Annotated in this window: 22 protein-coding genes; 14 read left to right on the top strand and 8 right to left on the bottom strand. The window is 65.4% G+C overall.

All coding sequences use genetic code 11. The annotated features are described in order from the left end of the window. Nucleotides 1-65: 65 nt before the first annotated feature. A complete protein-coding gene (locus MMG94_RS13810; protein ID WP_157212424.1) occupies nucleotides 66-455 on the bottom strand; it encodes an ATP-binding protein in 390 nt (129 codons plus the stop codon). A 6-nt stretch (nucleotides 456-461) separates the two neighbouring features. Between MMG94_RS13810 and MMG94_RS13805 the strand changes: the two genes are divergently transcribed. After that, nucleotides 462-671 carry a hypothetical protein gene (locus tag MMG94_RS13805; RefSeq protein WP_157212425.1) on the top strand — a complete coding sequence of 70 codons (210 nt, stop codon included), beginning with the start codon at nucleotides 462-464 and terminating at the stop codon, nucleotides 669-671. 117 nt (nucleotides 672-788) lie between these two features. On the opposite strand, the gene lptB is transcribed toward MMG94_RS13805, so the two are convergent. From lptB to MMG94_RS13790, 3 genes are all read right to left on the bottom strand, one after another. Next, nucleotides 789-1784, bottom strand: a complete 996-nt coding sequence (lptB, locus tag MMG94_RS13800) for an LPS export ABC transporter ATP-binding protein (RefSeq protein ID WP_026016053.1) — start codon at nucleotides 1782-1784, stop codon at nucleotides 789-791. 203 nt (nucleotides 1785-1987) lie between these two features. Beyond that, nucleotides 1988-2593, bottom strand: a complete 606-nt coding sequence (gene leuD / locus MMG94_RS13795; protein WP_016918570.1) for a 3-isopropylmalate dehydratase small subunit — start codon at nucleotides 2591-2593, stop codon at nucleotides 1988-1990. Between the two features lie 153 nt (nucleotides 2594-2746). Then, nucleotides 2747-3556, bottom strand: coding sequence for an outer membrane protein (locus tag MMG94_RS13790; protein WP_016918571.1), 810 nt, complete (start codon nucleotides 3554-3556; stop codon nucleotides 2747-2749). A 301-nt stretch (nucleotides 3557-3857) separates the two neighbouring features. Between MMG94_RS13790 and MMG94_RS13785 the strand changes: the two genes are divergently transcribed. From MMG94_RS13785 to MMG94_RS13770, 4 genes are all read left to right on the top strand, one after another. Beyond that, nucleotides 3858-4562: a Crp/Fnr family transcriptional regulator gene (locus MMG94_RS13785; protein WP_016918572.1), complete on the top strand. Its 705-nt coding sequence runs from the start codon at nucleotides 3858-3860 to the stop codon at nucleotides 4560-4562. A gap of 175 nt (nucleotides 4563-4737) precedes the next feature. Further along, complete coding sequence (gene acs, locus MMG94_RS13780; protein WP_026016054.1) at nucleotides 4738-6669, top strand: acetate--CoA ligase; 1932 nt, start codon at nucleotides 4738-4740, stop codon at nucleotides 6667-6669. 97 nt (nucleotides 6670-6766) lie between these two features. Continuing rightward, entirely contained in the window at nucleotides 6767-7078 is a 312-nt protein-coding gene (locus tag MMG94_RS13775) for a DUF3800 domain-containing protein (RefSeq protein WP_270109526.1), read from the top strand. A 28-nt stretch (nucleotides 7079-7106) separates the two neighbouring features. Further along, on the top strand, nucleotides 7107-7397 hold the full coding sequence (locus MMG94_RS13770; RefSeq protein ID WP_270111327.1) for a DUF3800 domain-containing protein: 291 nt from the start codon (nucleotides 7107-7109) through the stop codon (nucleotides 7395-7397). 142 nt (nucleotides 7398-7539) lie between these two features. Here the strand turns inward: MMG94_RS13770 and MMG94_RS13765 are convergent, their stop codons facing one another. After that, a complete protein-coding gene (locus MMG94_RS13765; protein WP_016918574.1) occupies nucleotides 7540-7938 on the bottom strand; it encodes a nucleoside deaminase in 399 nt (132 codons plus the stop codon). Nucleotides 7939-8197: 259 nt separating this feature from the next. Between MMG94_RS13765 and fabD the strand changes: the two genes are divergently transcribed. Next, nucleotides 8198-9142, top strand: coding sequence for an ACP S-malonyltransferase (fabD, locus tag MMG94_RS13760; RefSeq protein WP_016918575.1), 945 nt, complete (start codon nucleotides 8198-8200; stop codon nucleotides 9140-9142). Between the two features lie 62 nt (nucleotides 9143-9204). Here fabD and MMG94_RS13755 read toward each other — a convergent pair whose 3' ends face one another. After that, nucleotides 9205-9951, bottom strand: a complete 747-nt coding sequence (locus tag MMG94_RS13755) for an outer membrane protein (protein ID WP_016918576.1) — start codon at nucleotides 9949-9951, stop codon at nucleotides 9205-9207. A gap of 479 nt (nucleotides 9952-10430) precedes the next feature. Here MMG94_RS13755 and fabG point away from each other — a divergent pair, with 479 nt between their 5' ends. The 8 genes from fabG to MMG94_RS13715 all read left to right on the top strand — a co-directional run bounded on the left by fabG (nucleotide 10431) and on the right by MMG94_RS13715 (nucleotide 18432). Continuing rightward, nucleotides 10431-11168 (top strand): 3-oxoacyl-[acyl-carrier-protein] reductase, encoded by a 738-nt coding sequence (gene fabG / locus MMG94_RS13750; RefSeq protein ID WP_016918577.1) that lies wholly within the window; start codon nucleotides 10431-10433, stop codon nucleotides 11166-11168. A gap of 304 nt (nucleotides 11169-11472) precedes the next feature. Beyond that, entirely contained in the window at nucleotides 11473-11712 is a 240-nt protein-coding gene (locus MMG94_RS13745; protein ID WP_016918578.1) for an acyl carrier protein, read from the top strand. Between the two features lie 111 nt (nucleotides 11713-11823). Next, entirely contained in the window at nucleotides 11824-13086 is a 1263-nt protein-coding gene (gene fabF, locus MMG94_RS13740) for a beta-ketoacyl-ACP synthase II (protein WP_020372398.1), read from the top strand. A 175-nt stretch (nucleotides 13087-13261) separates the two neighbouring features. After that, a complete protein-coding gene (gene mltG, locus MMG94_RS13735) occupies nucleotides 13262-15430 on the top strand; it encodes an endolytic transglycosylase MltG (protein ID WP_016918580.1) in 2169 nt (722 codons plus the stop codon). A gap of 93 nt (nucleotides 15431-15523) precedes the next feature. Further along, nucleotides 15524-16420: a YicC/YloC family endoribonuclease gene (locus MMG94_RS13730; protein ID WP_016918581.1), complete on the top strand. Its 897-nt coding sequence runs from the start codon at nucleotides 15524-15526 to the stop codon at nucleotides 16418-16420. Between the two features lie 72 nt (nucleotides 16421-16492). Then, the gene (gene gmk / locus MMG94_RS13725) at nucleotides 16493-17134 is read left to right on the top strand and encodes a guanylate kinase (protein ID WP_016918582.1); all 642 of its coding nucleotides are present in this window, start codon (nucleotides 16493-16495) and stop codon (nucleotides 17132-17134) included. Between the two features lie 31 nt (nucleotides 17135-17165). Next, nucleotides 17166-17534 (top strand): DUF488 domain-containing protein, encoded by a 369-nt coding sequence (locus MMG94_RS13720; protein ID WP_016918583.1) that lies wholly within the window; start codon nucleotides 17166-17168, stop codon nucleotides 17532-17534. 31 nt (nucleotides 17535-17565) lie between these two features. Next, complete coding sequence (locus tag MMG94_RS13715; RefSeq protein WP_016918584.1) at nucleotides 17566-18432, top strand: sialate O-acetylesterase; 867 nt, start codon at nucleotides 17566-17568, stop codon at nucleotides 18430-18432. Here MMG94_RS13715 and rsmA read toward each other — a convergent pair. Together rsmA and pdxA are read right to left on the bottom strand one after the other, a co-directional pair. Then, the gene (rsmA, locus tag MMG94_RS13710; RefSeq protein ID WP_016918585.1) at nucleotides 18407-19345 is read right to left on the bottom strand and encodes a 16S rRNA (adenine(1518)-N(6)/adenine(1519)-N(6))-dimethyltransferase RsmA; all 939 of its coding nucleotides are present in this window, start codon (nucleotides 19343-19345) and stop codon (nucleotides 18407-18409) included. The genes MMG94_RS13715 and rsmA overlap by 26 nt on opposite strands. Continuing rightward, the gene (pdxA, locus tag MMG94_RS13705; protein ID WP_016918586.1) at nucleotides 19342-20337 is read right to left on the bottom strand and encodes a 4-hydroxythreonine-4-phosphate dehydrogenase PdxA; all 996 of its coding nucleotides are present in this window, start codon (nucleotides 20335-20337) and stop codon (nucleotides 19342-19344) included. The genes rsmA and pdxA overlap by 4 nt, the downstream gene beginning before the upstream one ends. Nucleotides 20338-20467: the final 130 nt, after the last annotated feature.

The following is a 20467-nucleotide window of genomic DNA, read 5'->3' as shown; positions in this document are numbered from 1 at the left end:
ATCAAATTACCGGCGCCCGCCGCAGCGAAACGCCCAAGGGTTAATCAGTAACCAAAAGCTTGCGGTCAGGCGGGGCAGGAAAGAAAGACGGTCGTCCCCGCCGGCGACGTCCGGATCGTCAGCTCGCCGTCGATCTGGCGCGCGAGGCTGCGCATGAAATCCAATCCGCCGCCGGACTGGTTCGCCGCTTCGAGATCGAAGCCCAGCCCGCAATCGACGACAGTCAGCTCCAGCCGCCTCCCGTCGCCGCGCAGGGTGGCGTAGACGGATCCCGAGGCGAGACCCGGAAAAGCGTGCTTGAGCGCATTGGCGGCGGCCTCGGCGTAGATGAGGCCGATGCAATTGGCCCGTCGGAACTCGACGACGAGATCGGGGTCGACGGAGGTCGCAAGCCTTACCCGGCTGTCGAAGCCGCTCAAAAGCGCCTTTGAAAGATTTGGCAGATAGCCGTTCATAGAGACGTGTTCGTCTCCGATCTCGTCAAGCTCATAAACGCCCATCAGGCAGTTGATGCATTTGCGGCAAAGATCCGGCTGGACGGTTCGTCTTGCCTGTGCGGCGAACAGAGTGGAGAGTGTGGTAAGATTATCTCTAAAGCGACGGCAGAGCTGATCGTATTTCGACCTCAATATCTCAAGCTCAACGGTTCTTTCCTGGAGCTTGGCGTCTAAATCCGCGACAGCGCCGGCAAAATCTGGGTCGAAACTACCCATGGTGCCCTCGAACTATTTTTTACAACCCTACGCAGTAAACCATTCTTTGGAGAATTTGAAAGCGGAGCATTTAAATTACATCCGGAAATCCTCGCCGAGATAGATTCGTCTAACATCGGGATTCGCCACAATTTCTTCCGGCGGACCTTCGGTCAAGACATGACCGTTGTAGATTATGTAAGCGCGATCAGTGAGTCCCAGCGTTTCGCGTACGCTGTGGTCGGTGATGAGGACGCCGATGCCGCGCGCCTTCAAATGCCGAACGAGATCCTGAATGCCGCCGACCGCGATCGGATCGATGCCCGCGAAAGGCTCGTCGAGCAGCATGAAAGAAGGGTGGCCGGCAAGGGCGCGCGCGATTTCGCAGCGACGACGCTCGCCGCCCGAGAGCGCGACAGCCTGGCTCTTGCGCAGGCGCGTGAGGCGCATCTCGTCGAGAAGCCCCTCGAGTTCGTCCTCGCGCTTTTTAGGGTCCGGCTGCGTGATCTCCAGCACCGCGCGAATATTGTCTTCGACGGAGAGTCCGCGGAACACGGAAGCTTCCTGCGGCAGATAGCCGATGCCGAGCCGCGCGCGCCGATACATCGGCAGGGGAGTGACGTCGTAGCCGTCGAGGGAGATCATGCCCTTATCCGGCTTCACGAGACCCGTGATCATGTAGAAAACGGTGGTCTTGCCGGCGCCGTTCGGCCCGAGCAGACCCACCGCTTCGCCGCGCCTCACATGAAGGCTGACATCCTCGACGACCCGGCGCGCCTTGTAGGACTTGGCGAGATTGTGGACCGAGAGCATGCCCTCGCTGTCGAAACCCGCCCGCTCCAGATAGGAGCCGGCTGAAAACCCTCCATTCCCCGCCTCCTCGGCGGCCCTGGCCTGCGCCCAGACGGGCGCGTCCTCGGGAACGGCGCCTAAATTTTCAGCAGCCTCATCGCCGCGCCAGTCGGCTTCGGCGAGATCGTCCTTCTTGTGCGACCGCGCTTTCTCCAGGCGCGCCCGCGCCGAGCCGAGCGCCCCCGAAAGGGACTGCACGGCGTCGCGGACTCGCGTCGAAAGGGCGGCTAGGGGGCTCAAGTGGCGTCCGTCGCAACGAGAAGAGAAAATCCGCTCCTAAGCGGCGTCGCCCGCTCTTCCCGGCAGGCGCCCATCCGCGCTTCCTAACCCAAGACCTGAATTGCCGCCAGTAGACGCGCCGCCGCGCCAAGGGCTTGGCGCCGTTTGCGCCGGCGGAAAATCATGTGGGCAGCGAAAACCGGGTAAAAGCAAATAGCTGGAGCTCACGCCCAGGGGCGCGACTGCGCGGCGGCGGCCTCGAAAGCGTCGATCCTCTCCGCTTTCTGCAGGGTGAGGCCAATATCGTCGAGGCCGTTGAGGAGGCAATGCTTGCGGAAGGGATCGATGTCGAACCTGATCACGCCCCCGTCCGGGCCGCGGATTTCCTGGGCTTCCAGATCGATCGTCAGCGTGGCGTTGGCGCCGCGATTCGCGTCGTCGAACAGCTTGTCGAGCTCCGCCTGCGTCACCTTGATCGGCAGAATGCCGTTCTTGAAGCAGTTATTGTAGAAGATGTCCGCGAAGCTCGTGGAGACGACGCAGCGCACACCGAAATCCAGGAGCGCCCAGGGCGCGTGCTCGCGCGACGAGCCGCAGCCGAAATTGTCGCCGGCGATCAGGATCGTCGCCTTGCGATAGGCGGGCTGGTTCAGCACGAAATCGGGATTCTCCGAGCCGTCCTCGCGATAGCGCATCTCCGAGAAAAGGCCCTTGCCGAGGCCGGTGCGCGCGATCGTCTTCAGATATTGCTTGGGGATGATCATGTCGGTGTCGACATTCATGATCGGCAGCGGCGCGGCGACCCCGGTCAGCGTCGTGAACTTGTCCATTATCTCTCGGCCTGGCGCGTTGAATGGGAATTGACGCGCCCTTTAGCAAATTGACCCGGCGCAGGCAAAGGGCCGCGCCCGCCGGCGCGGAAAGCTGGGGCGCAGAAGCGATCCGGAGCCGCATCGGCGCTCCGGATGCTCACCCTGTCTGGATCAATAGGCCGCCATGATCGGCTCGCCGCCGACGCCCGTATTGAAGCGGTAGTTCACGCCGAGCCGGAAGATGTTGATCTGCGGATGGCGGCGATAACCCCAATTATATCCGAAATAGCCGGTCGTCCCGCCGCTATCGAGATCCATGAAGAGATATTCGCCCTTGACCGACCAGCCGGGCCTGAAGAGCCATTCGACGCCGCCGCCCGCCGTCCAGCCGACGCGGACATTGCTGTAGCCCGAATATTGGCCCTGTATCTGGCCATAGGCGAAGCCGGCCGTCCCGTAGACGAGAAAGGTCGGGGAGACGAGGAAGCCGGCGCGGCCCCGCACCGTGCCGAACCAGTTGAGCGCGATCCCGATATTGCCGGAGGGCGCAAGCGGCGCGAGGAAGCCGCCCGGCGTGACCGGGCTCGGATAAAGCGCCCAGGCGGCGTTGCCGCCCGACTGCATGGTGGAGCCCTGGAAATCCGCCTCGGCGCCGACGACGATGCTGTTGCGAAACTGCCAGTCATAGCCGATTTGCCCGCCTCCCACGACGCCGCCGGCGTTGCTCCCGCCATTGGAGGAGCCGGGCAGGAGCCAGAGCCCGCCCGCGAGCGGGTCCGTATAGGGCGTCAGATTGGCGTGATTGAGCGTATTGGCCGTCCAGCCGCCGCCAATATTCACGCCGCCGAAGAAGCCGGTCCACAGCGCCGGCGGCGGAGGCGGCGGGGCGTAAACGCCCTGGCGCAACGGAAGGTCGGCGGCGAGGGCGGATCCCGAGAATATGAGGGCCGCGGCCATGCCCGCGCGCGCGCTGTTCTTCATTTTCACATCTCCAGGCGGCGCCCGAATCCCGGCGCTATCCAGAGTGGATTCCAGCTTTATTGTGGTTAACGCCTGCTTAAGCCTGGGACTGCCGCCGCGCCCGGCCGCGCTTTTCGCAAAGCTTTTGAGGACGGGTGTCGCCAACCGGCCACATCGCCGGTCGCGCCGCCATTACGTTCCGTTCATGTCCGCCTCCATTGCATGGGCGGGAACCCAAGGCGCGGCGCGCTGTTCCGGCTCTCGCATCGGCGCGGTTCTTTCTGCTATGCTCTCCGGCGCAGGCTAAAGTTTTCAGGGCCCCATGATCCCCCAAAACTTGCTCGTCGAGGCAATCGGCTATCTCGCCGCGGCGGCGAACGTCTTCGTCTTCGTGTCGAACACGATGATTCCGCTGCGCATCGCGGCGATCGCCGCCAACGCGCTCTTCGCCGCCTATTTCTTTCTCAAGGGCTATTATCCGCTTTTCGCGCTCAACGCCTTCATGGCGCCGATCAACATGTTCCGCCTGCGGCAGATGCGGCGCCTCATCACGGATGTGCGGGACGCGACGCAGCAGGCGAGCGGCGGCGAGTTCGACTATGAGTGGCTGCGCCCTTACATGAAGCCGCTCAAACTGCCGGCCGGCGTCACGCTCCATCGCAAGGGCGATCTCTCGGAGGAAGCCTATGTGATCGTCAAGGGCGATATTTTGCTTCTCGAACCCGATGTGACGCTGAAGCCCGGCGCCTTTTTCGGCGAGATGGGCCTCTTCACGGAGGAGAACCGGCGCACCGCGTCGGTCATGGCGGCGACCGACGTCGAGCTTCTCTGCGTGCGCTATGACGAATTATTGGAGCTCGCGGCGCAGAATCCGCAATTCGGCTTCTATCTGATGAAGCTGATGATGCAGCGCATGCAGCACAATGTGGAGCTGGCGCGGGAGGCTGCGGCGAAGGAGAAGGGCGCGACCCCTGCCCCCGCCATTGCGAGGAGCGGCGGCGACGAAGCGATGCACGGGCCGTCTTAGCGGCGGCCCGGGGGGGGGGGGGGTTCTCTGCGCCGGCGCGAGATGGGGATTATCCTTGTCCGGCCCCACTTCGTAAGACCGCCATTCCCTGTAAAGGGGCGGGATTTCCTCGCGCACTGCGTTGCGAATGAATAAGAAAGGCCCCTTCGCGGGACAAAAGGTCAAGGGAAGAACAATGTCGCAAAAGCTCTACCTCGTTCCCGAGGACTGGAAAGACGCCCGCATCGACGACGACGCCTATCGCACGCTCTATGACGAATCGCGCAGCGACCCGCAGGGCTTCTGGGCGCGCGAGGCGCAGCGGATCGACTGGATCACGCCCTTCGCCAAGGTGAAGCATACGAGCTTCGACCTTCACAACATTTCAATCAGATGGTTCGAGGACGGGACGACCAATGTCGCGATGAACTGCGTCGACAGACATCTGCCCGCCCGCGCTGACCAGATCGCGATCATCTGGGAAGGCGACGACCCCTCCGTCTCGAAGCGCATCACTTACGCCGAGCTGCACGAGCATGTCTGCCGTTTCGCCAATGTCCTGAAGAAGCACGGCGTAAAGAAGGGCGACCGCGTCACCATCTATCTGCCGATGATTCCCGAAGCCGCTTACGCCATGCTGGCCTGCGCGCGCATCGGCGCCATTCATTCTGTCGTGTTCGGCGGCTTTTCGCCCGAGGCGCTGGCGGGGCGCATTGAGGATGCGGCTTCGGACGTGATCGTCACCGCCGACGAGGGCCTGCGCGGCGGGCGCAAAGTGCCGCTCAAAAGCAATGTCGACGCGGCGCTGGAGAAGGTCGAGGCGAAGAGCGTCATCGTCGTCACGCGCACGGGCGCCGAGATCGACTGGGTTCCGGGCCGCGACTTCCGCTATGAGGACGAGGCGAAGCATGTCTCCGCAGACTGCCCCTATGCGGAGATGGGCGCGGAGGACCCGCTCTTCATCCTCTATACGTCCGGCTCGACCGGCAAGCCCAAGGGCGTGCTGCATACGACGGGCGGCTATCTCGTCCATACGTCGCTGACGCATGAACTCGTCTTCGACTATCGCGAGAGCGATATTTACTGGTGCACGGCGGATGTCGGCTGGGTGACGGGCCACAGCTATATCGTCTATGGCCCGCTCGCCAATGGCGCGACGACGCTGATGTTCGAGGGCGTGCCGAATTATCCGAGCGTCTCGCGCTTCTGGGAGGTGATCGACAAGCATGGCGTGAACATTTTCTACACGGCGCCGACCGCGATCCGCGCCTTGATGGCCGCTGGCGAGGAGCCGGTGAAGGCATCGAGCCGCAAATCGCTGCGGCTGCTCGGCTCCGTCGGCGAGCCGATCAATCCCGAAGCCTGGGAATGGTATCACCGCGTCGTCGGCGACGGCCGCTGCCCCATCGTCGACACATGGTGGCAGACGGAAACAGGCGGCATTCTCATCGCGCCTTTGCCGGGCGCGACAGACCTCAAGCCCGGCTCCGCGACGCGGCCCTTTTTCGGCGTCTTCCCCGAGATCGTGGACGCGGCGGGCGAGGTGCTGGAAGGCGAATGCGAGGGCAATCTCGTCATCGCCGATTCATGGCCGGGGCAGGTGCGGACGGTCTATGGCGACCATGAGCGCTTCGCGCAGACCTACTTCTCCGCCTATCCCGGCAAATATTTCACCGGCGACGGCGCAAGGCGCGACGCGGACGGCTATTACTGGATCACGGGCCGCGTCGACGACGTCATCAACGTCTCCGGCCACCGCCTCGGCACGGCGGAAATCGAAAGCGCCCTCGTCGCGCATGAGAAAGTCTCGGAAGCCGCAGTGGTCGGCTATCCGCACGATCTCAAGGGCCAGGGCATCTACGCCTATGTGACGCTGATGGAAGGCGCGCATCCGACCGAGCATCTGCGCAAGGAGCTGGTCAAATGGGTGCGCGAGGAGATCGGCCCGATCGCCTCCCCCGACGTGATCCAGTTCGCCCCGGGCCTGCCCAAAACGCGCTCGGGCAAGATCATGCGGCGGATCTTGCGCAAGATCGCGGAAGGGGAGTTTGGCGCTCTGGGCGATACGTCGACTCTGGCGGACCCCGGTGTGGTGGAGGAGCTGGTGCGGAACAGGCCGGCGGGGTAGGTTCGAAATGCTGTCCGTACTGGATGGTGGCGACGCTCGCGCGCCACCGGTTAATCCGGGTTCAACACGCCGCTTTCTTTCTTAGATCGACCATCGAATGAATTTCAGCGATTACATCGCGTATGTCGACGAGAGCGGCGACCATAGCCTGACGTCCATAAATCCTCAAAATCCTGTTTTCGTCCTGGCGTTCTGCATTTTCGAAAAGCGCGCCTACGTGGAAACCGTTGTGCCGTTGGTGCAGCGCCTCAAGTTCGAATTTTTCGGCCATGACTGCGTGGTGTTGCATAGTCATGAGATCCGAAAGGCCCATGTCGAGTTCAGCATTCTTCTCAATCCGATGGTGAGAGCCTCGTTTATTGAACGGGTGAACGGGATTGTGCGAAAGATTGCAGAGATGGCTCCATGAGCGTGGCCAATCAAGCCGAGCGACGCATGTGATTGTGGAACGACGTGGCAAATCCGAAGACGCCAAACTTGAATTGGAGTTTCGTCGTATAGCGGATGGACAAAATCAGGTCGGTCGCATGCCCAATCTCGACATTCGCTTCATGGACAAGAGACACAATTCGGCGGGCTTGCAGGTCGCCGATCTGGTGGCGCATCCCATCGGCCGTCATGTCATCAATCCGGCGCAGCCCAACCGGGCCTACGATTTGATCGAAACCAAGCTCCGGAGAAGCGCAAGCGGCATAGTGAAAGGGTATGGCCTGAAAATCTTCCCCTAAACAAGCGAAAGGCCCCGAGCTTCCCCGAGGCCGCGACGCCGAACGAGCATTCCCGTTCCATTTGGACATAAAATGGGTCCAACCGGAGGCAGTGTCAACCACACGAAATAAGGCGGCGCTTCCTGCCGGGCGGGCGACGCCCCTATTTAAACAACGCCAGCGCCTCCGCCGCCAGCACGCCGCCCGTAATGTCGATCGTTTCAAATGGCGCGGCCTCGGGGAGCGATTTGCTCGGCGTCATGATCTGGCCGATCCGCGTCGAAAGCTCATCGATCGACGCCGCATAGACCAGCCGCCCGAAGCCGCTCCAGAGAATCGCGCCCATGCACATGGAGCAGGGCTCGCCGGTCGTCGCGCCTTTCAGCTCGGCGGCGAGGCGCGACGCGCAGAAATTGCGGATCGCCACCATCTTGCCATGGGCCGTCGGATCGTTGGTCCTGATCCCGCTATTGCGGCCGGTCGCGGCGAGCTTGCCCTCCCGCGCGATGACGGCGCCGAAGGAGAAATCGCCCTTCGCCGCTTCCGCGAGCCGCAGCCGCATGAAGCTTTCGTCTTCGGCGCGCAGGGCGGGAGACCACCGCCCTGGCCGACGCCGGCGCGGTCCCAAAAGCCGCTGCAAGGCCCGCACAGCCCATGCCGAGGAGAGTGGCGCGGCGATTCAAGCCCCGCGCGCAACCGCAATGGCGATGCTTGTCGATCATCTTCGCTCTCCGCCCCGCGCCCTCGGGCAAACTTGACATGGCGCGCCCCCCAATGCCACTCGCGGCGCGAAATGAACACGAAGGAAAGGGCGGTTGCGCATGGCGAAGGCTTTTATTTTCCCCGGACAGGGCTCGCAGGCGGTGGGCATGGGCAAGGCGCTGGCCGAGAGCTTCGCCCCCGCGCGCGCCGTCTTCGAGGAAGTCGATTCGGCGCTGTCGCAGCCGCTCTCGACGCTCATGTTCGACGGGCCGGAGAATGAGCTGACGCTGACCGCCAACGCCCAGCCGGCGCTGATGGCGGTCTCGCTCGCGGCGATCCGGATTCTGGAGGCCGAATGCGGCCTCGATCTCGCGCGCGACGCCGCCTTCGTCGCCGGCCATTCCCTCGGCGAATATTCAGCGCTCGCCGCCGCCGGGGCGCTCTCCGTCGCCGACACGGCGAAGCTCCTGCGCATTCGCGGCGACGCCATGCAGAAGGCCGTTCCGGTCGGCGAAGGCGCCATGGCGGCGCTGCTCGGCGCGGAGCTCGATCAGGCGAAGGAGATCGCCGGCGAGGCGGCCTCGAGCCTATCCGCTTGCTGCCAGGTGGCGAACGACAATGGCGGCGGACAGGTCGTCATTTCGGGCGCGAAGGCGGCCGTCGAGAAGGCGATGGAGATCGCCAGGGAAAAGGGAATCAAGCGCGCCGTGCTGCTGCCCGTCTCCGCGCCCTTCCATTGCGCCCTGATGCAGCCCGCCGCCGACGCCATGGAAGCCGCGCTCGCAACCGCCGCCATCTCGGCTCCGAAGGTTCCGGTCATCGCCAATGTCACCGCCTTGCCGACCGCGGATCCGGAGACGATTCGCAAGCTTCTGGTGGAGCAGGTGACGGGCGCGGTGCGCTGGCGCGAATGCGTCGCCTATATCGCCGGCCAGGGCGTCGACAAATTCGTTGAATGCGGCTCGGGCAAGGTGCTCGCCGGCCTTTTGAAGCGCATCGCGCCCGGCGCGACGGCCGTCTCGGTCGGCGCCCCGGCCGATCTCGACGCCTATCGCGCCTTCTGACGATCCAAAAGAAAAAGCCCGGCCGCGCCGGCCGGGCTTTCTGAAACCGGTTCGGAAACCGATCAGTATTTGGCGAGGACCGGAGCGGTCGCGCCAAAGTTGAAGTGGTAGTTCACGCCCGCGCGGACCGTGTGGAAGCGGGTGTGGTTGTTGACGTTGTTGAGGCCAATGCCGGGGTTGAACGCCCAGTTCTGGTTGTTGCCGGAAACGTCCGTGTAGAGATATTCGACCTTGGCGGACCAGTTCGGCATGAACATCCACTCGCCGCCGCCGCCGACGGTCCAGCCCGTCTGAACGGCGCTGTTCTGGTTCCACCAGAAGTTACGCTGTACGTCGGCATAGGCGAAGCCGCCCGTGCCGTAGAGCAGCAGGGTGGGCATGCCCGGGAAGGTGATGCCGGCGCGGCCGCGAACCGTGCCGAACCAGTTGATGCGGGCGGTGGAGCCGCCCCAGCCGCCCCAAGCCACGGCCCAGGCGTTGTTCGCCCCGCCGCCGCCGATGGACGCGCCCTGGAAGTCGGTCTCGAGGCCGACCACGAGCCAGGGCGAGAACTGGTAGTTATAGCCGATCTGGCCGCCGCCGACGACGCCGCCGGAGTTGGAGTTGTTGCCCCACCAGGCGTTGCTGGAGGACTGAGCCTGCCAGCCGCCGCCGAGGTTGAGACCGGCGTAGAAACCGGTCCAGGTCAGAACCGGCGGGGGCGGGATATAGGCCGGGGGCGGGGCTTTCCGGGACGGAAGGTCCGCGGCCTGCGCCGCGCCGGCGGCGAGAGCGGCCGCCAGAGCGATAGCCGAAAGCGTGGACTTCATAACGGTAATCCTTTGCACAAGTCAGAACCAATGACCCGCACCTGCCCCGACTTGGCGGGCGTAAACGCGATGCGGACCCCAAGCGGGGCGACTCTGTTCAAATGGAGCTTTCGAAAGCAACCAATGCAAGGATGATTTTGGGCGTAGAAGCGATGAAAACGCGGCGGTGTTGTACTTTCGCCACGCTTGGAACGCCGCATTTAAACAATATCTTAGCCATATTTTTTGCAGATTTGTTAGGAGGCTGCTCGCTGGCGCCAACATCCCTGCGGATTCGCGCGGCCACAGGCTGACGGGCGCGCCGGAACGGCCGTAACGACTCCCAGTTCGAGACCTCGGGCCGCGCCCCGGAGACTGAATTTCCCCTATCCTCTTTACGCCGCGCGCGCTTAGGCCTCGCAATTTCCCGAATTCGGGTTAAAGGGGGGCGCAATAATGCGCAGCCGCGCGAAGCGGCGTGCGGAGGAGGGAGGCACGGGATGTTCGATCTGTCTGGCAAAACGGCGCTGGTCACCGGCGCGAGCGGGGGCATCGGCAAGGACATCGCCCGCGCGCTCGTCGATGCGGGGGCGGCCGTCGCGCTGTCCGGCACCCGCAAGGAGGCGCTCGACGCGCTCGACGCCGAGATCGGCGGAGCGACCTGCGTTCTGCCCTGCAATCTCTCCGACCGCGCCGACGCCGACAAGCTGATCCCCGCCGCTGAAGCGGCGATGGGAAGCGTCGACATTCTCGTCAACAACGCCGGCGTCACGCGGGACATGCTGTTCATGCGCCTCAAGGACGAGGATTGGGACGCGGTCATGGAGATCAATCTGACCGCGGCGTTCCGGCTCTCGCGCGCCGCGCTGCGCGGCATGATGAAGAAGCGCTTCGGCCGCATCATCGGCATCACCTCGGTGGTCGGCGTCACCGGCAATCCGGGTCAGGGCAATTATGCGGCGGCGAAGGCCGGCATGATCGGCATGTCCAAATCTCTGGCCGGCGAGGTCGCTTCGCGCGGCGTGACCGTCAATTGCGTCGCGCCCGGTTTCATCGAAAGCCCGATGACCGACGAACTCAACGACGCGCAAAAGCAGGCGATCCTCTCCCGCGTGCCGGCCGGTCGGCTGGGATCGGGGGCCGACGTCGCCGCCGCGGTCGTTTATCTGGCGAGCCCGGAGGCCGGTTACGTCACCGGCCAGACGCTGCATGTGAATGGCGGCATGGCGATGATCTGACGGCCGGCGCGCGAGCGGTGGCGCCTGCGGCTTTTCGCCGTCGCGCCGCGGGCTCCCGCATTGGCGGTTTTCCGGGGTCCCGGGCCTTTTGGCCCTCTCGCCAAGGAAAACGAAGTGTGTTACCAGACCGACGCCGCGTGAGGGGCGGCGCCGCCGTATTTCCGTAAGTCAAAGGCTCGAGCGCTGAGCGCCGCCTTCGGAACGCGGTCGGCGCTCAAGAAATCTTTTGGAGGACACGGCGAGCGGGCGACGCCCGCATCGCCGAATCGGTGCGAGCGCACCACAGCAACAGGGACTAAATCACATGAGCGATGTCGCCGAGCGCGTGAAGAAGATTGTTGTCGAACATCTCGGCGTCGAGCCCGAAAAGGTCGTCGACAAGGCCAATTTCATCGACGATCTGGGCGCCGACTCGCTCGACACGGTCGAGCTGGTCATGGCTTTCGAGGAAGAGTTCGGCGTCGAAATTCCGGACGATGCGGCCGAGACCATTCTGACCGTCGGCGATGCGGTGAAGTTCCTGGAAAAGGCCAAGGCCGCCTGAGGAACGCCGCAGAAGCGCCGCCGAAACTGGCGCGTCTGAACATCTCAGCCGCCCGACGACAGATCGACGGGCGGTTTGCTTGACTGAACCGCAAGAATTCGAGAGTTAGCCATGCGCAGGGTGGTCGTCACCGGCCTGGGCGTCGTGTCGCCTTTGGGCTGCGGCGTCGAAACGAATTGGCGGCGTCTTGTCGCCGGCGAGCACGGCTTCCGCCGCATCGACACTTTCGAGACTTCCGACCTCGCCTGTCAGATCGCGGCCATGATCCCGCGCGGCGACGGCTCCGACGGGACCTTCAATGCGGACGACTGGTTCGATCCGAAGGAGCAGCGCAAGGTCGACGATTTCATCGTCTATGGCGTCGCCGCCGCCACCCAGGCGCTTGCGGACGCCGGCTGGAAGGCCGACACGCCGGAAAAGCAGGAATCGACCGGCGTCCTCATCGGCTCCGGCATTGGCGGCCTCGGCGGCATTTACGAGACGTCGCTGACGCTGAAGGAAAAGGGTCCGCGCCGCGTGTCGCCCTTCTTCGTCTCGGGCCGCATCATCAATCTCGTGGCCGGCTACGTCTCTATCCTGCACAGCCTCAAGGGGCCGAACCACGCCGTGGTGACGGCCTGCGCCACCGGCACCCACGCCGTCGGCGACGCGGCGCGCATCATCGCCATGGGCGACGCGGACGTCATGGTGGCGGGCGGCGCCGAATCGCCGGTGAACCGGATCGGCGTCGCCGGATTCGCGGCCTGCCGCGCGCTCACCACCGGCTTCAACGACCGCCCCGCCGACGCCTCGCGCCCCTATGACAGGGACCGCGACGGCTTCGTGCTGGGGGAAGGCGCCGGCTGCGTGGTGCTCGAGGAATATGAGCACGCCAAGGCGCGCGGCGCGAAGATTTACGCCGAGCTGATCGGCTATGGCATGTCCGGCGACGCGTTTCACATCACCGCGCCGACGCCGGACGGCGACGGCGCCTATCGCTGCATGAAGGCGGCGTTGAAGCGGTCCGGCCTGCCTGTCAGCGAGATCGATTACGTCAACGCCCACGGCACCTCGACGCCGCTCGGCGACGAGATCGAACTCAAGGCGGTCGAGCGGCTCATCGGCAATATCGAGCCGAAACTCTCGATGTCGTCGACCAAATCGGCCATCGGCCATCTGTTGGGCGGCGCCGGCGCGGTCGAGGCGGTCTTCACGATTCTCGCCATGACGCACAACGCCGCGCCGCCGACCCGCAATCTCGACAACCCCTCCGTCGAGACGGCGATCGATCTCGTGCCGAAAACGGCGCGGGAGCGGGAGATCAATGTCGCGCTGTCGAATTCTTTCGGATTCGGCGGCACCAACGCCTCGCTGCTTTTCCGCAAACTCGCGTAAGCTCAAGCGTGTGCAATATTTTTCAGGGGATGAGCCGGGCGGTTGCTATCGTCCGGCGCGCCTGCCTGTTAACCATGTCCGCCCGTTCCTGAATTCGCCACAATGTCCAATAGTGTAAGCAGTTGGCGACAAGCCCCTTCGGGCGCTTGGTTCGGGGTGGCTCTGGATTGGCGTGATGACGATTATGTCCGACGAGACGGGTGACAAGGGCGCAGCGCCGGGCGAAGAGGGTAAGCCGCAGACGGCGCCCGAGGCGGCGGCGGCCGCGCCCGATAAGCTGAACGAAGCGCCCGCCGAATCGCCGAAGACGGAGCCCGTCGCCGAAGGCGCGCCGGAGCCGGCGAAATCGGCTGAACGGGCCGCGGATGTCGAGACGACGGCGACGGCGCCCGCGGATATTCAAGCGAAGCCGGCCGAGCCGCCAATGGCGGCGCAGGCGCGCGCCCCCGACATCGTCGTCGAGGCGAAAGCGCCGGAGCAGGCGCGAGAGGAGGCGGGCGGCGGCTCCTTCTTCCGACGCCGGGCCGCGCTGCCGGCCGGCAAGCAGACCCTGCAGCCCGAGGCCCCGCCCGCGCCGCCGCCGAAGAAGAAAAAACGACGCGAAGGGACGCTCTCCGCAATGAGCGGCTTTCTGAGCTTTCTGCTCGTCTCGCTCGTCGCCGGCGTCTTCGGGGTCATTGCGACGCTGCACAAGCTCAAGGAGCCCGGCCCGCTCGCCGCCGACAAGATCGTCTATCTGCCGCCGCGCAGCGACCTGCCCGAAATGGTCGCCCAGCTCGAGCGGGAGGGCGTGATCGACAGCCCCGGCCTCTTGAATTTCGCGCTGCTGGTCGAAGGGGCGCGCAGCAAGCTCAAGCCCGGCGAATATCTCTTCAAGAAGAAAGCCAGCCTGCGCGAGGTGATCGACGAGCTCGTCGCCGGCAAGCAGCTCATGCATAGCCTCACCATTCCCGAGGGGCTGACGAGCGAGCAGATCGCCCAGCGCCTGCGCGAGACGGATCTCCTCGCCGGCGACATTCTGGAGACGCCCAAGGAAGGCGCGCTTCTGCCGGAGACGTACAAATTCCCGCGCGGCTTTCCGCGCGCCAAGCTGATCTCGAAAATGCAGGACGATCAGCGCAAGATCGTCGAACAGATCTGGGCCAAGCGCGCCAGGGACCTGCCGCTGAAATCGCCCTGGGATCTCGTGACGCTCGCCTCGATCGTCGAGAAGGAGACCGGCAAGTCGGAAGAGCGCCCGCGCGTCGCCGCGGTCTTCATGAACCGCCTGCGCAAGGGCATGCGGCTCCAATCCGACCCGACCATCGTCTACGGCCTTGTCGGCGGCAAAGCCACGCTCGGCCACGGCATCCTGCGGTCGGAAATCGAGAAATGGACGCCCTACAACACCTATGCGATCGACGGCCTCCCGCCGGGTCCGATCGCCAATCCGGGCCGCGCCGCGCTCGAAGCTACCGCCAGTCCGGCCAATACGCGCGACCTCTATTTCGTCGCGGACGGCGCGGGCGGACATATCTTCGCGGAGTCGCTCGACCAGCATTCGCGCAATGTCCAGAATTGGCGAAAGATCGAGCAGGACCGCAAGGCGGCCCCGCCCGCGGGGATCGATCAGACCATCCCCGCCGCCGTGCCGCCAGCCGCGCCCAAGAGCGACAAGCGCACAGAGGCGCCGCTCGGGCGGCTCGTTACGCTGGACGGCCATGACGACTATAGCGTCGGCCGGGTCATGGCTCCGGACGAAGGCGCGACGCACCGGCTCGGCAAATTCTCACCGGCCGGCGCCGCCTTTTTCCTCGGCGGCCATGAGGACCCGACGGCCGACGCCGCGTCGCACCTTTCGAAACTCCGCGTCGCCCGGCCCTATTTCACCGAGGACCCGGCCCAGCCGAAATCGCCGACGGCCCATTTCAGCGAAGAGCTTCTCGCTTCCGCCGGGCCGGGGCCGCTCTCCGGCGCCGATGGCGAGGAAGGCGCGATCGGCCCGGACATGATGGCGCGGGAGAGCGCCGATGGGAAGGCCCTGCCCGACGGCATGGCGGACATCGCCGCCTATCCCGTTTCGCCCGCCCGCCGCGCCGAGCAGAAGGCCCGCGCCGCGCGCCTCGGCCTTTCGGCGGGGTCGGACGAGCTTCCCACCGACGCCGTCGGGGCCAGAGTCGCGCCGGAAGAAGCGGCGGCGGCCGTCTCGGCGGAGACGCCGATCGCGCTTGCGCCGACCGCTCCCCAGCGCGCCCGCCCGCGCGCCTTCGACGCGTCGGAAGGCACGTCCCTCGATCCGCTGCGCGACAGAAGCTGGGACCTCACTTCCGCCAAGACCGTCCCATCCGCGGCCAATCTGCGCTAGTTTTCCCGCCTGCGCCAAGGCGCGAGGCCGTCGCCTGCTTTCCATCAGCGCGCTCTGAAGCCGGGGCGCGTTTTTGCTTTCAGGAGCCCTAAAATGACTTCCTCCGCCGTCGCCAGCATGACCGGCTTCGCCCGCGCGCGCGGGAGCCTCGGGCCCTGGAGCTACGCCTGGGAGCTGAAAAGCGTCAACGCCAAGGGGCTCGATCTGCGGTTGCGGGTTCCTCCCGGCTTCGACGCGGTCGAAATCAAGGCGCGCGCGGCGATCTCGGCCCGGCTCGCGCGGGGTTCGGCGTTCGCCAGCCTCTCCGCCAAGCGCGCCGAGGCGGAAGGCGCGGCGCGCGTCAACCGCGCGGCGCTCGACCGACTCCTCGCCGCGCTGGACGACGTCCCGCTGCATGCGAGTCTGCGGCCGGCCTCGCTCGACGGCCTGCTCTCGATCCGGGGCGTCGTCGAGGTGGTCGAGCCCGAGGACGACGACGCCCAGCGGGCGGCGCTCGAAGCGAGCATGCTCGCCGCGCTGGAAGCGGCGCTCAAAGAGCTGCTGGCGTCGCGATGCGCCGAAGGCTCGGCCCTCGCCGTCGTCCTTGGCGAAAGGCTGACGCGGATCGCGGCGCTGACCGCGCAGGCCGACGCGGCGCCCGGCCGCCAGCCGGAAGCAGTGCGGCGACGGCTCGCCCAGCAGGTGACGCGTCTGCTGGAGACCGCCGAGACTCTCGATCCGGCGCGCCTGCATCAGGAGGCCGTCCTGCTCGCGGTGAAGGCCGACATTCGCGAGGAGCTCGACCGGCTGAAGGCCCATGTCGCGGGCGCACAGAAGCTTCTCGCCGATGGCGGGCCGATCGGCCGGCGCCTCGATTTCCTCGCGCAGGAGTTCTCGCGCGAAACCAATACGCTCTGCGCCAAATCCAACGATCCCGAGCTGACGTCGATCGGCCTGGAGCTCAAGATCGAGGTCGAGCAACTGCGCGAACAGGTGCAAAATGTCGAGTAAGGCGCGGCCGCGGTTGAAAGCGACAATCCGATTGCCTATTGCCGATGCACCCGACTCGTGACAATCGTCGCCATGGACCTCTCTCTCCCGCTGCGCCGCGGCGTCGTTCTCATTCTTTCCTCGCCCTCCGGCGCCGGCAAGACCACGCTGACGCGGATGCTGCTGCAGGACCGTGCGCTTGACCTCACCCTGTCGATCTCCGTCACGACCCGCGCCCGCCGGTCGAGCGAAGTGGACGGCATCCATTACCGATTCATCAATGAGCGCCAATTCGCCGCGATGCGCGACGCCGGCGATCTTCTCGAATGGGCCGAAGTCCACGGCAATTTCTACGGCACGCCGCGCGGCCCCGTCGAAGACATATTGGCGCAGGGACGCGACTGTCTCTTCGACATCGACTATCAGGGCACGCGCCAGGTGCGCGAAAAGATGGGCGCCGATACGGTGACCGTCTTCATCCTCCCGCCGTCGATGAAGGAATTGCGCGCGAGGCTCGAGCGCCGCGCCGAGGACGCGAAAGAGGCGATCGAGCGCCGCCTGGAGAACGCCCGCAAGGAAATCGCGCGCTGGAAGGATTACGACTACGTCATCGTCAATGACGACCTTCAGCGCTCTTTCGACGATCTCATTGCGATATTGCGCGCCGAACGCCAGCGCCGTCCGCGACGCGAGAGGGAGATCGAGCGCTTTGTCGAGAAGCTCCTGAGCGAGTAGTCGCCCGCGCTCGGCGCGCTATGTCGCTTTCATGCACGCCCTTCTGCTCAAGCGCGCCTATGAACCCGCCACGGAAAGCGATGGCGCGCGCGTGCTCGTCGACCGGCTCTGGCCGCGCGGATTGAGTAAGGAAAAAGCTAAGATCGATTATTGGGCGAAAGACGTCGCGCCCAGCCATGAATTACGGCGCTGGTTCGGCCATGAGGCCGCGCGCTGGGAAGAATTTCGGGAACGCTACCACGAAGAGCTGAAGGGGCCCGGCGCGCAGGAGGAAATTGAGCTCCTCCGCGCCATGGCGCGCAAAGGCCGTTTGACCCTGCTCTACGCCGCCAGGGACGAAGAGAAGAACAACGCCGCCGTGCTGCGGGACTATTTGCGCGAAGCCCGACGGCGTGCATGATCGGGCGAGCTTCGCTGCAATTGGAGCCGCCATGCGACGACCGCTTTTCAAGCTCAACGGAACGCGCGCCCTTGTGGTCGCCGCTGCGCTGACCGCGACGGGCGGCGCAGCCCTGTTTGCGAAAGCCGAGAGCGCCGGAGGCCTCCTCTTCGATCGCTATGGACGCCTCGCCGCCTTTCCCGGCAAAGAGGAAACCGCCTGCCCCTCTCAGGACGCGCGGACGGCCGTGATCCTCGCGGCGGGCCAATCCAACATCGCCAATCACGCGGCGGCGCCGGCGAAGACGAGCTTTCCCGACAAGGTTTTCGGATTTTACGACGAGCGCTGCGCTCCCGCCGCCTCGCCCCTGCTCGGCGCGACCAATATTGGCGGCGAATGGCTGACGCTGCTCGGCGACGCGCTGATCCGCTCGGGCCGCTACGACAAGGTCGTCATCGCACCGGCTTCCGTGGGCGGACAGCCGATCTTCCGCTTCGCCGAGGGCGATCTCGGCGTCATGCTCGACGAAACCGCAACCAAACTCGCCGGGCGCTATCGCGTCACCCATGTGATCTGGCATCAGGGCGAGTCGGACTATGCCGGCGAGACCGGACCCGACGCCTATCGCGCCATGTTCCTGAAGATTGTCGCCCGGCTGCGCGCCAAGGGGATGGCGGCGCCCGTTTTCGTCTCCGTCGCGACTTATTGCCCGCCGATGCGGGAATGGAAGAACGGCAACGCGATTCAGACGGCGCAGCGCGCGCTGGCCGACGAAAGGCTCGGCGTCTGGCCGGGCGTCGATTCGGACGCTTTCGATCCAGGCTCGAATCGCTCGGACGATTGCCATTTCTCCGCCGCCGGGCAGGCGAAAATGGCCGAAGCGCAGGCGAAACTCATTCTCGACCGCGCGCCGCGCTGAGGGCGTTCGCCAGCGCGACGAAGCCCGCGACGTCGATTTCCTCGGCCCGCCGCGTTTCCTCGATCCCGGCCTTCGCCAACATCGCGCCGGCGTCGACGCCGAGCCCTTTGAGGCTCTGGCGCAGCATCTTGCGGCGCTGGCCGAAGGCGGCCTGCGTCACCCGCGCGAGCGCCGCCTTGTCGCAAGCGAGCGGCGCGGGGTTTGGGACGAGCTCCACGACCGACGAGGTTATTTTCGGCGGCGGCGTGAAGGCCGCGGGCGAGACGTCGAAAAGAATGCGCGCCTTTGTGCGCCAGCCGCACAGCACGCCAAGCCTGCCGTAATCCGCGCGCTGCGCCGGCGTCGCGACGATGCGCAGCGCCACCTCTTTCTGAAACATCAGCACATAGCGGTCGAAGATGGCGGGCCAGGGCTCCGCCTCGATCCAGCGGGTGAGAAGCGCCGTCGCGACATTATAGGGAAGATTGGCGCAGATGCGCGCGCGCGGCGCGTCGCCGTCATTGCGAGTCGGAGGCGGAGCAATCAAGGAGCCCGACGGCGGCTCCAGATCGCTTCGCTTCGCTCGCCATGACGGACGCCGGCGCACGAGTTCGACGACGTCGATCTCCAGCGCGTCGCCCTCCACCACGGTCAGACGGCCGGGATAACGCTCGGCGATTTCCGCGAGCGCGGGCAGGCAGCGCTGGTCGCGTTCAATGGCGACGACATGCGCGCCCTGAGCCAGCAATGCGCGCGTGAGGCCGCCGGGGCCCGGACCGATCTCCACAACCACCGTGTTTTCAAAAGGTCCAGCGGCGCGCGCGATGCGGCTCGTGAGATTGAGGTCGAAAAGAAAATTCTGACCCAGCGTCTTCTTCGCATCGAGGCCGTGACGCGCGACGACTTCGCGCAGGGGCGGAAGATCGTCGATCACGCCGTCATCCGCCCCGCGAGCTTGATCGCTTCGATAAGGCTCGTCGCGTCCGCGACGCCCTTGCCGGCGATGTCGAAGGCCGTTCCGTGATCAGGCGACGTGCGCACGAAAGGCAGGCCCAGCGTGACGTTGACCCCGCGGTCGAAGGCCAGCGTCTTGATGGGAATGAGCGCCTGATCATGAGTCGGGCAGAGGGCGACGTCGTAATTCTTGCGGGCGGCTGCGTGAAACATCGTGTCGGCTGGGAAGGGCCCGCGCGCGTCGACGCCCCTGGCGCGCAGCTCTTCTATCGCGGGCGCAATCGTCTCGATTTCCTCGCGTCCCAGCGCGCCGTCCTCGCCGGCATGCGGATTGAGGCCCGAAAAGGCCAGTCGCGGCGCGGCGATTCCAAATCGCGCGCGCATATCCCCGGCGACGATCTCGCCCGTCTCGACGATCAACGCTTTTGTTAGAAGCTTCGGCGCCTCGGCAAGCGGAATGTGGATCGTGATCGGGACGACGGCGAGCTCCTCCGCCCACAGCATCATCACCGCGCGGCGCGCGGCATGAAAATGGCGCCGCGCCAATTCGCCCAGGAATTCGGTATGCCCGGGATGCGCAAATCCGGCGGCGTAAAGCACGGCCTTGGCGATCGGGTTGGTGACGACAGCCCGCGCCTCTCCCGTCACGACATGGTCGACCGCCCTTTCGATGGAGGCGATCGTGGTCTTCGCGTCGCTTGGCTCGGGACGCCCGAAAGCTCCCCGCACCTCATGTCCGTGGGAAACGACAGGAAGCGCCTGCGCGAAAATCTTTGCGGCGTGGGCGGGCGTCGTCTCCTCGATCGCCACGTCGATTGCGAGCGCTTTCGCGACCCGCGCCAGATACGCCGCGTCGGCGACGACGAAGAAAGGCGGAAGGCCGGCCGCATCCTTCGAAGCATAGGCTTTGAGCGTCAGCTCCGGCCCGATGCCGGAAGGGTCGCCCTGAGTCAGCGCGAGTGGAAGCGTCATCGGGCGCCCGTCCGGGCGCAAGGCCGCACGCGCCGCATCTGTCGAGAATTCATCGGGGGACAGTCGCGCAGGACGGCGCGGAAATCAAACCGGGCGGCCGGACGTCAGCATAGATCCGGTCAATATATAT

The organism is Methylocystis parvus OBBP, from assembly GCF_027571405.1.
GTDB classification, from domain to species: domain Bacteria; phylum Pseudomonadota; class Alphaproteobacteria; order Rhizobiales; family Beijerinckiaceae; genus Methylocystis; species Methylocystis parva.
This window is presented reverse-complemented; position numbering and strand designations above follow the sequence as displayed.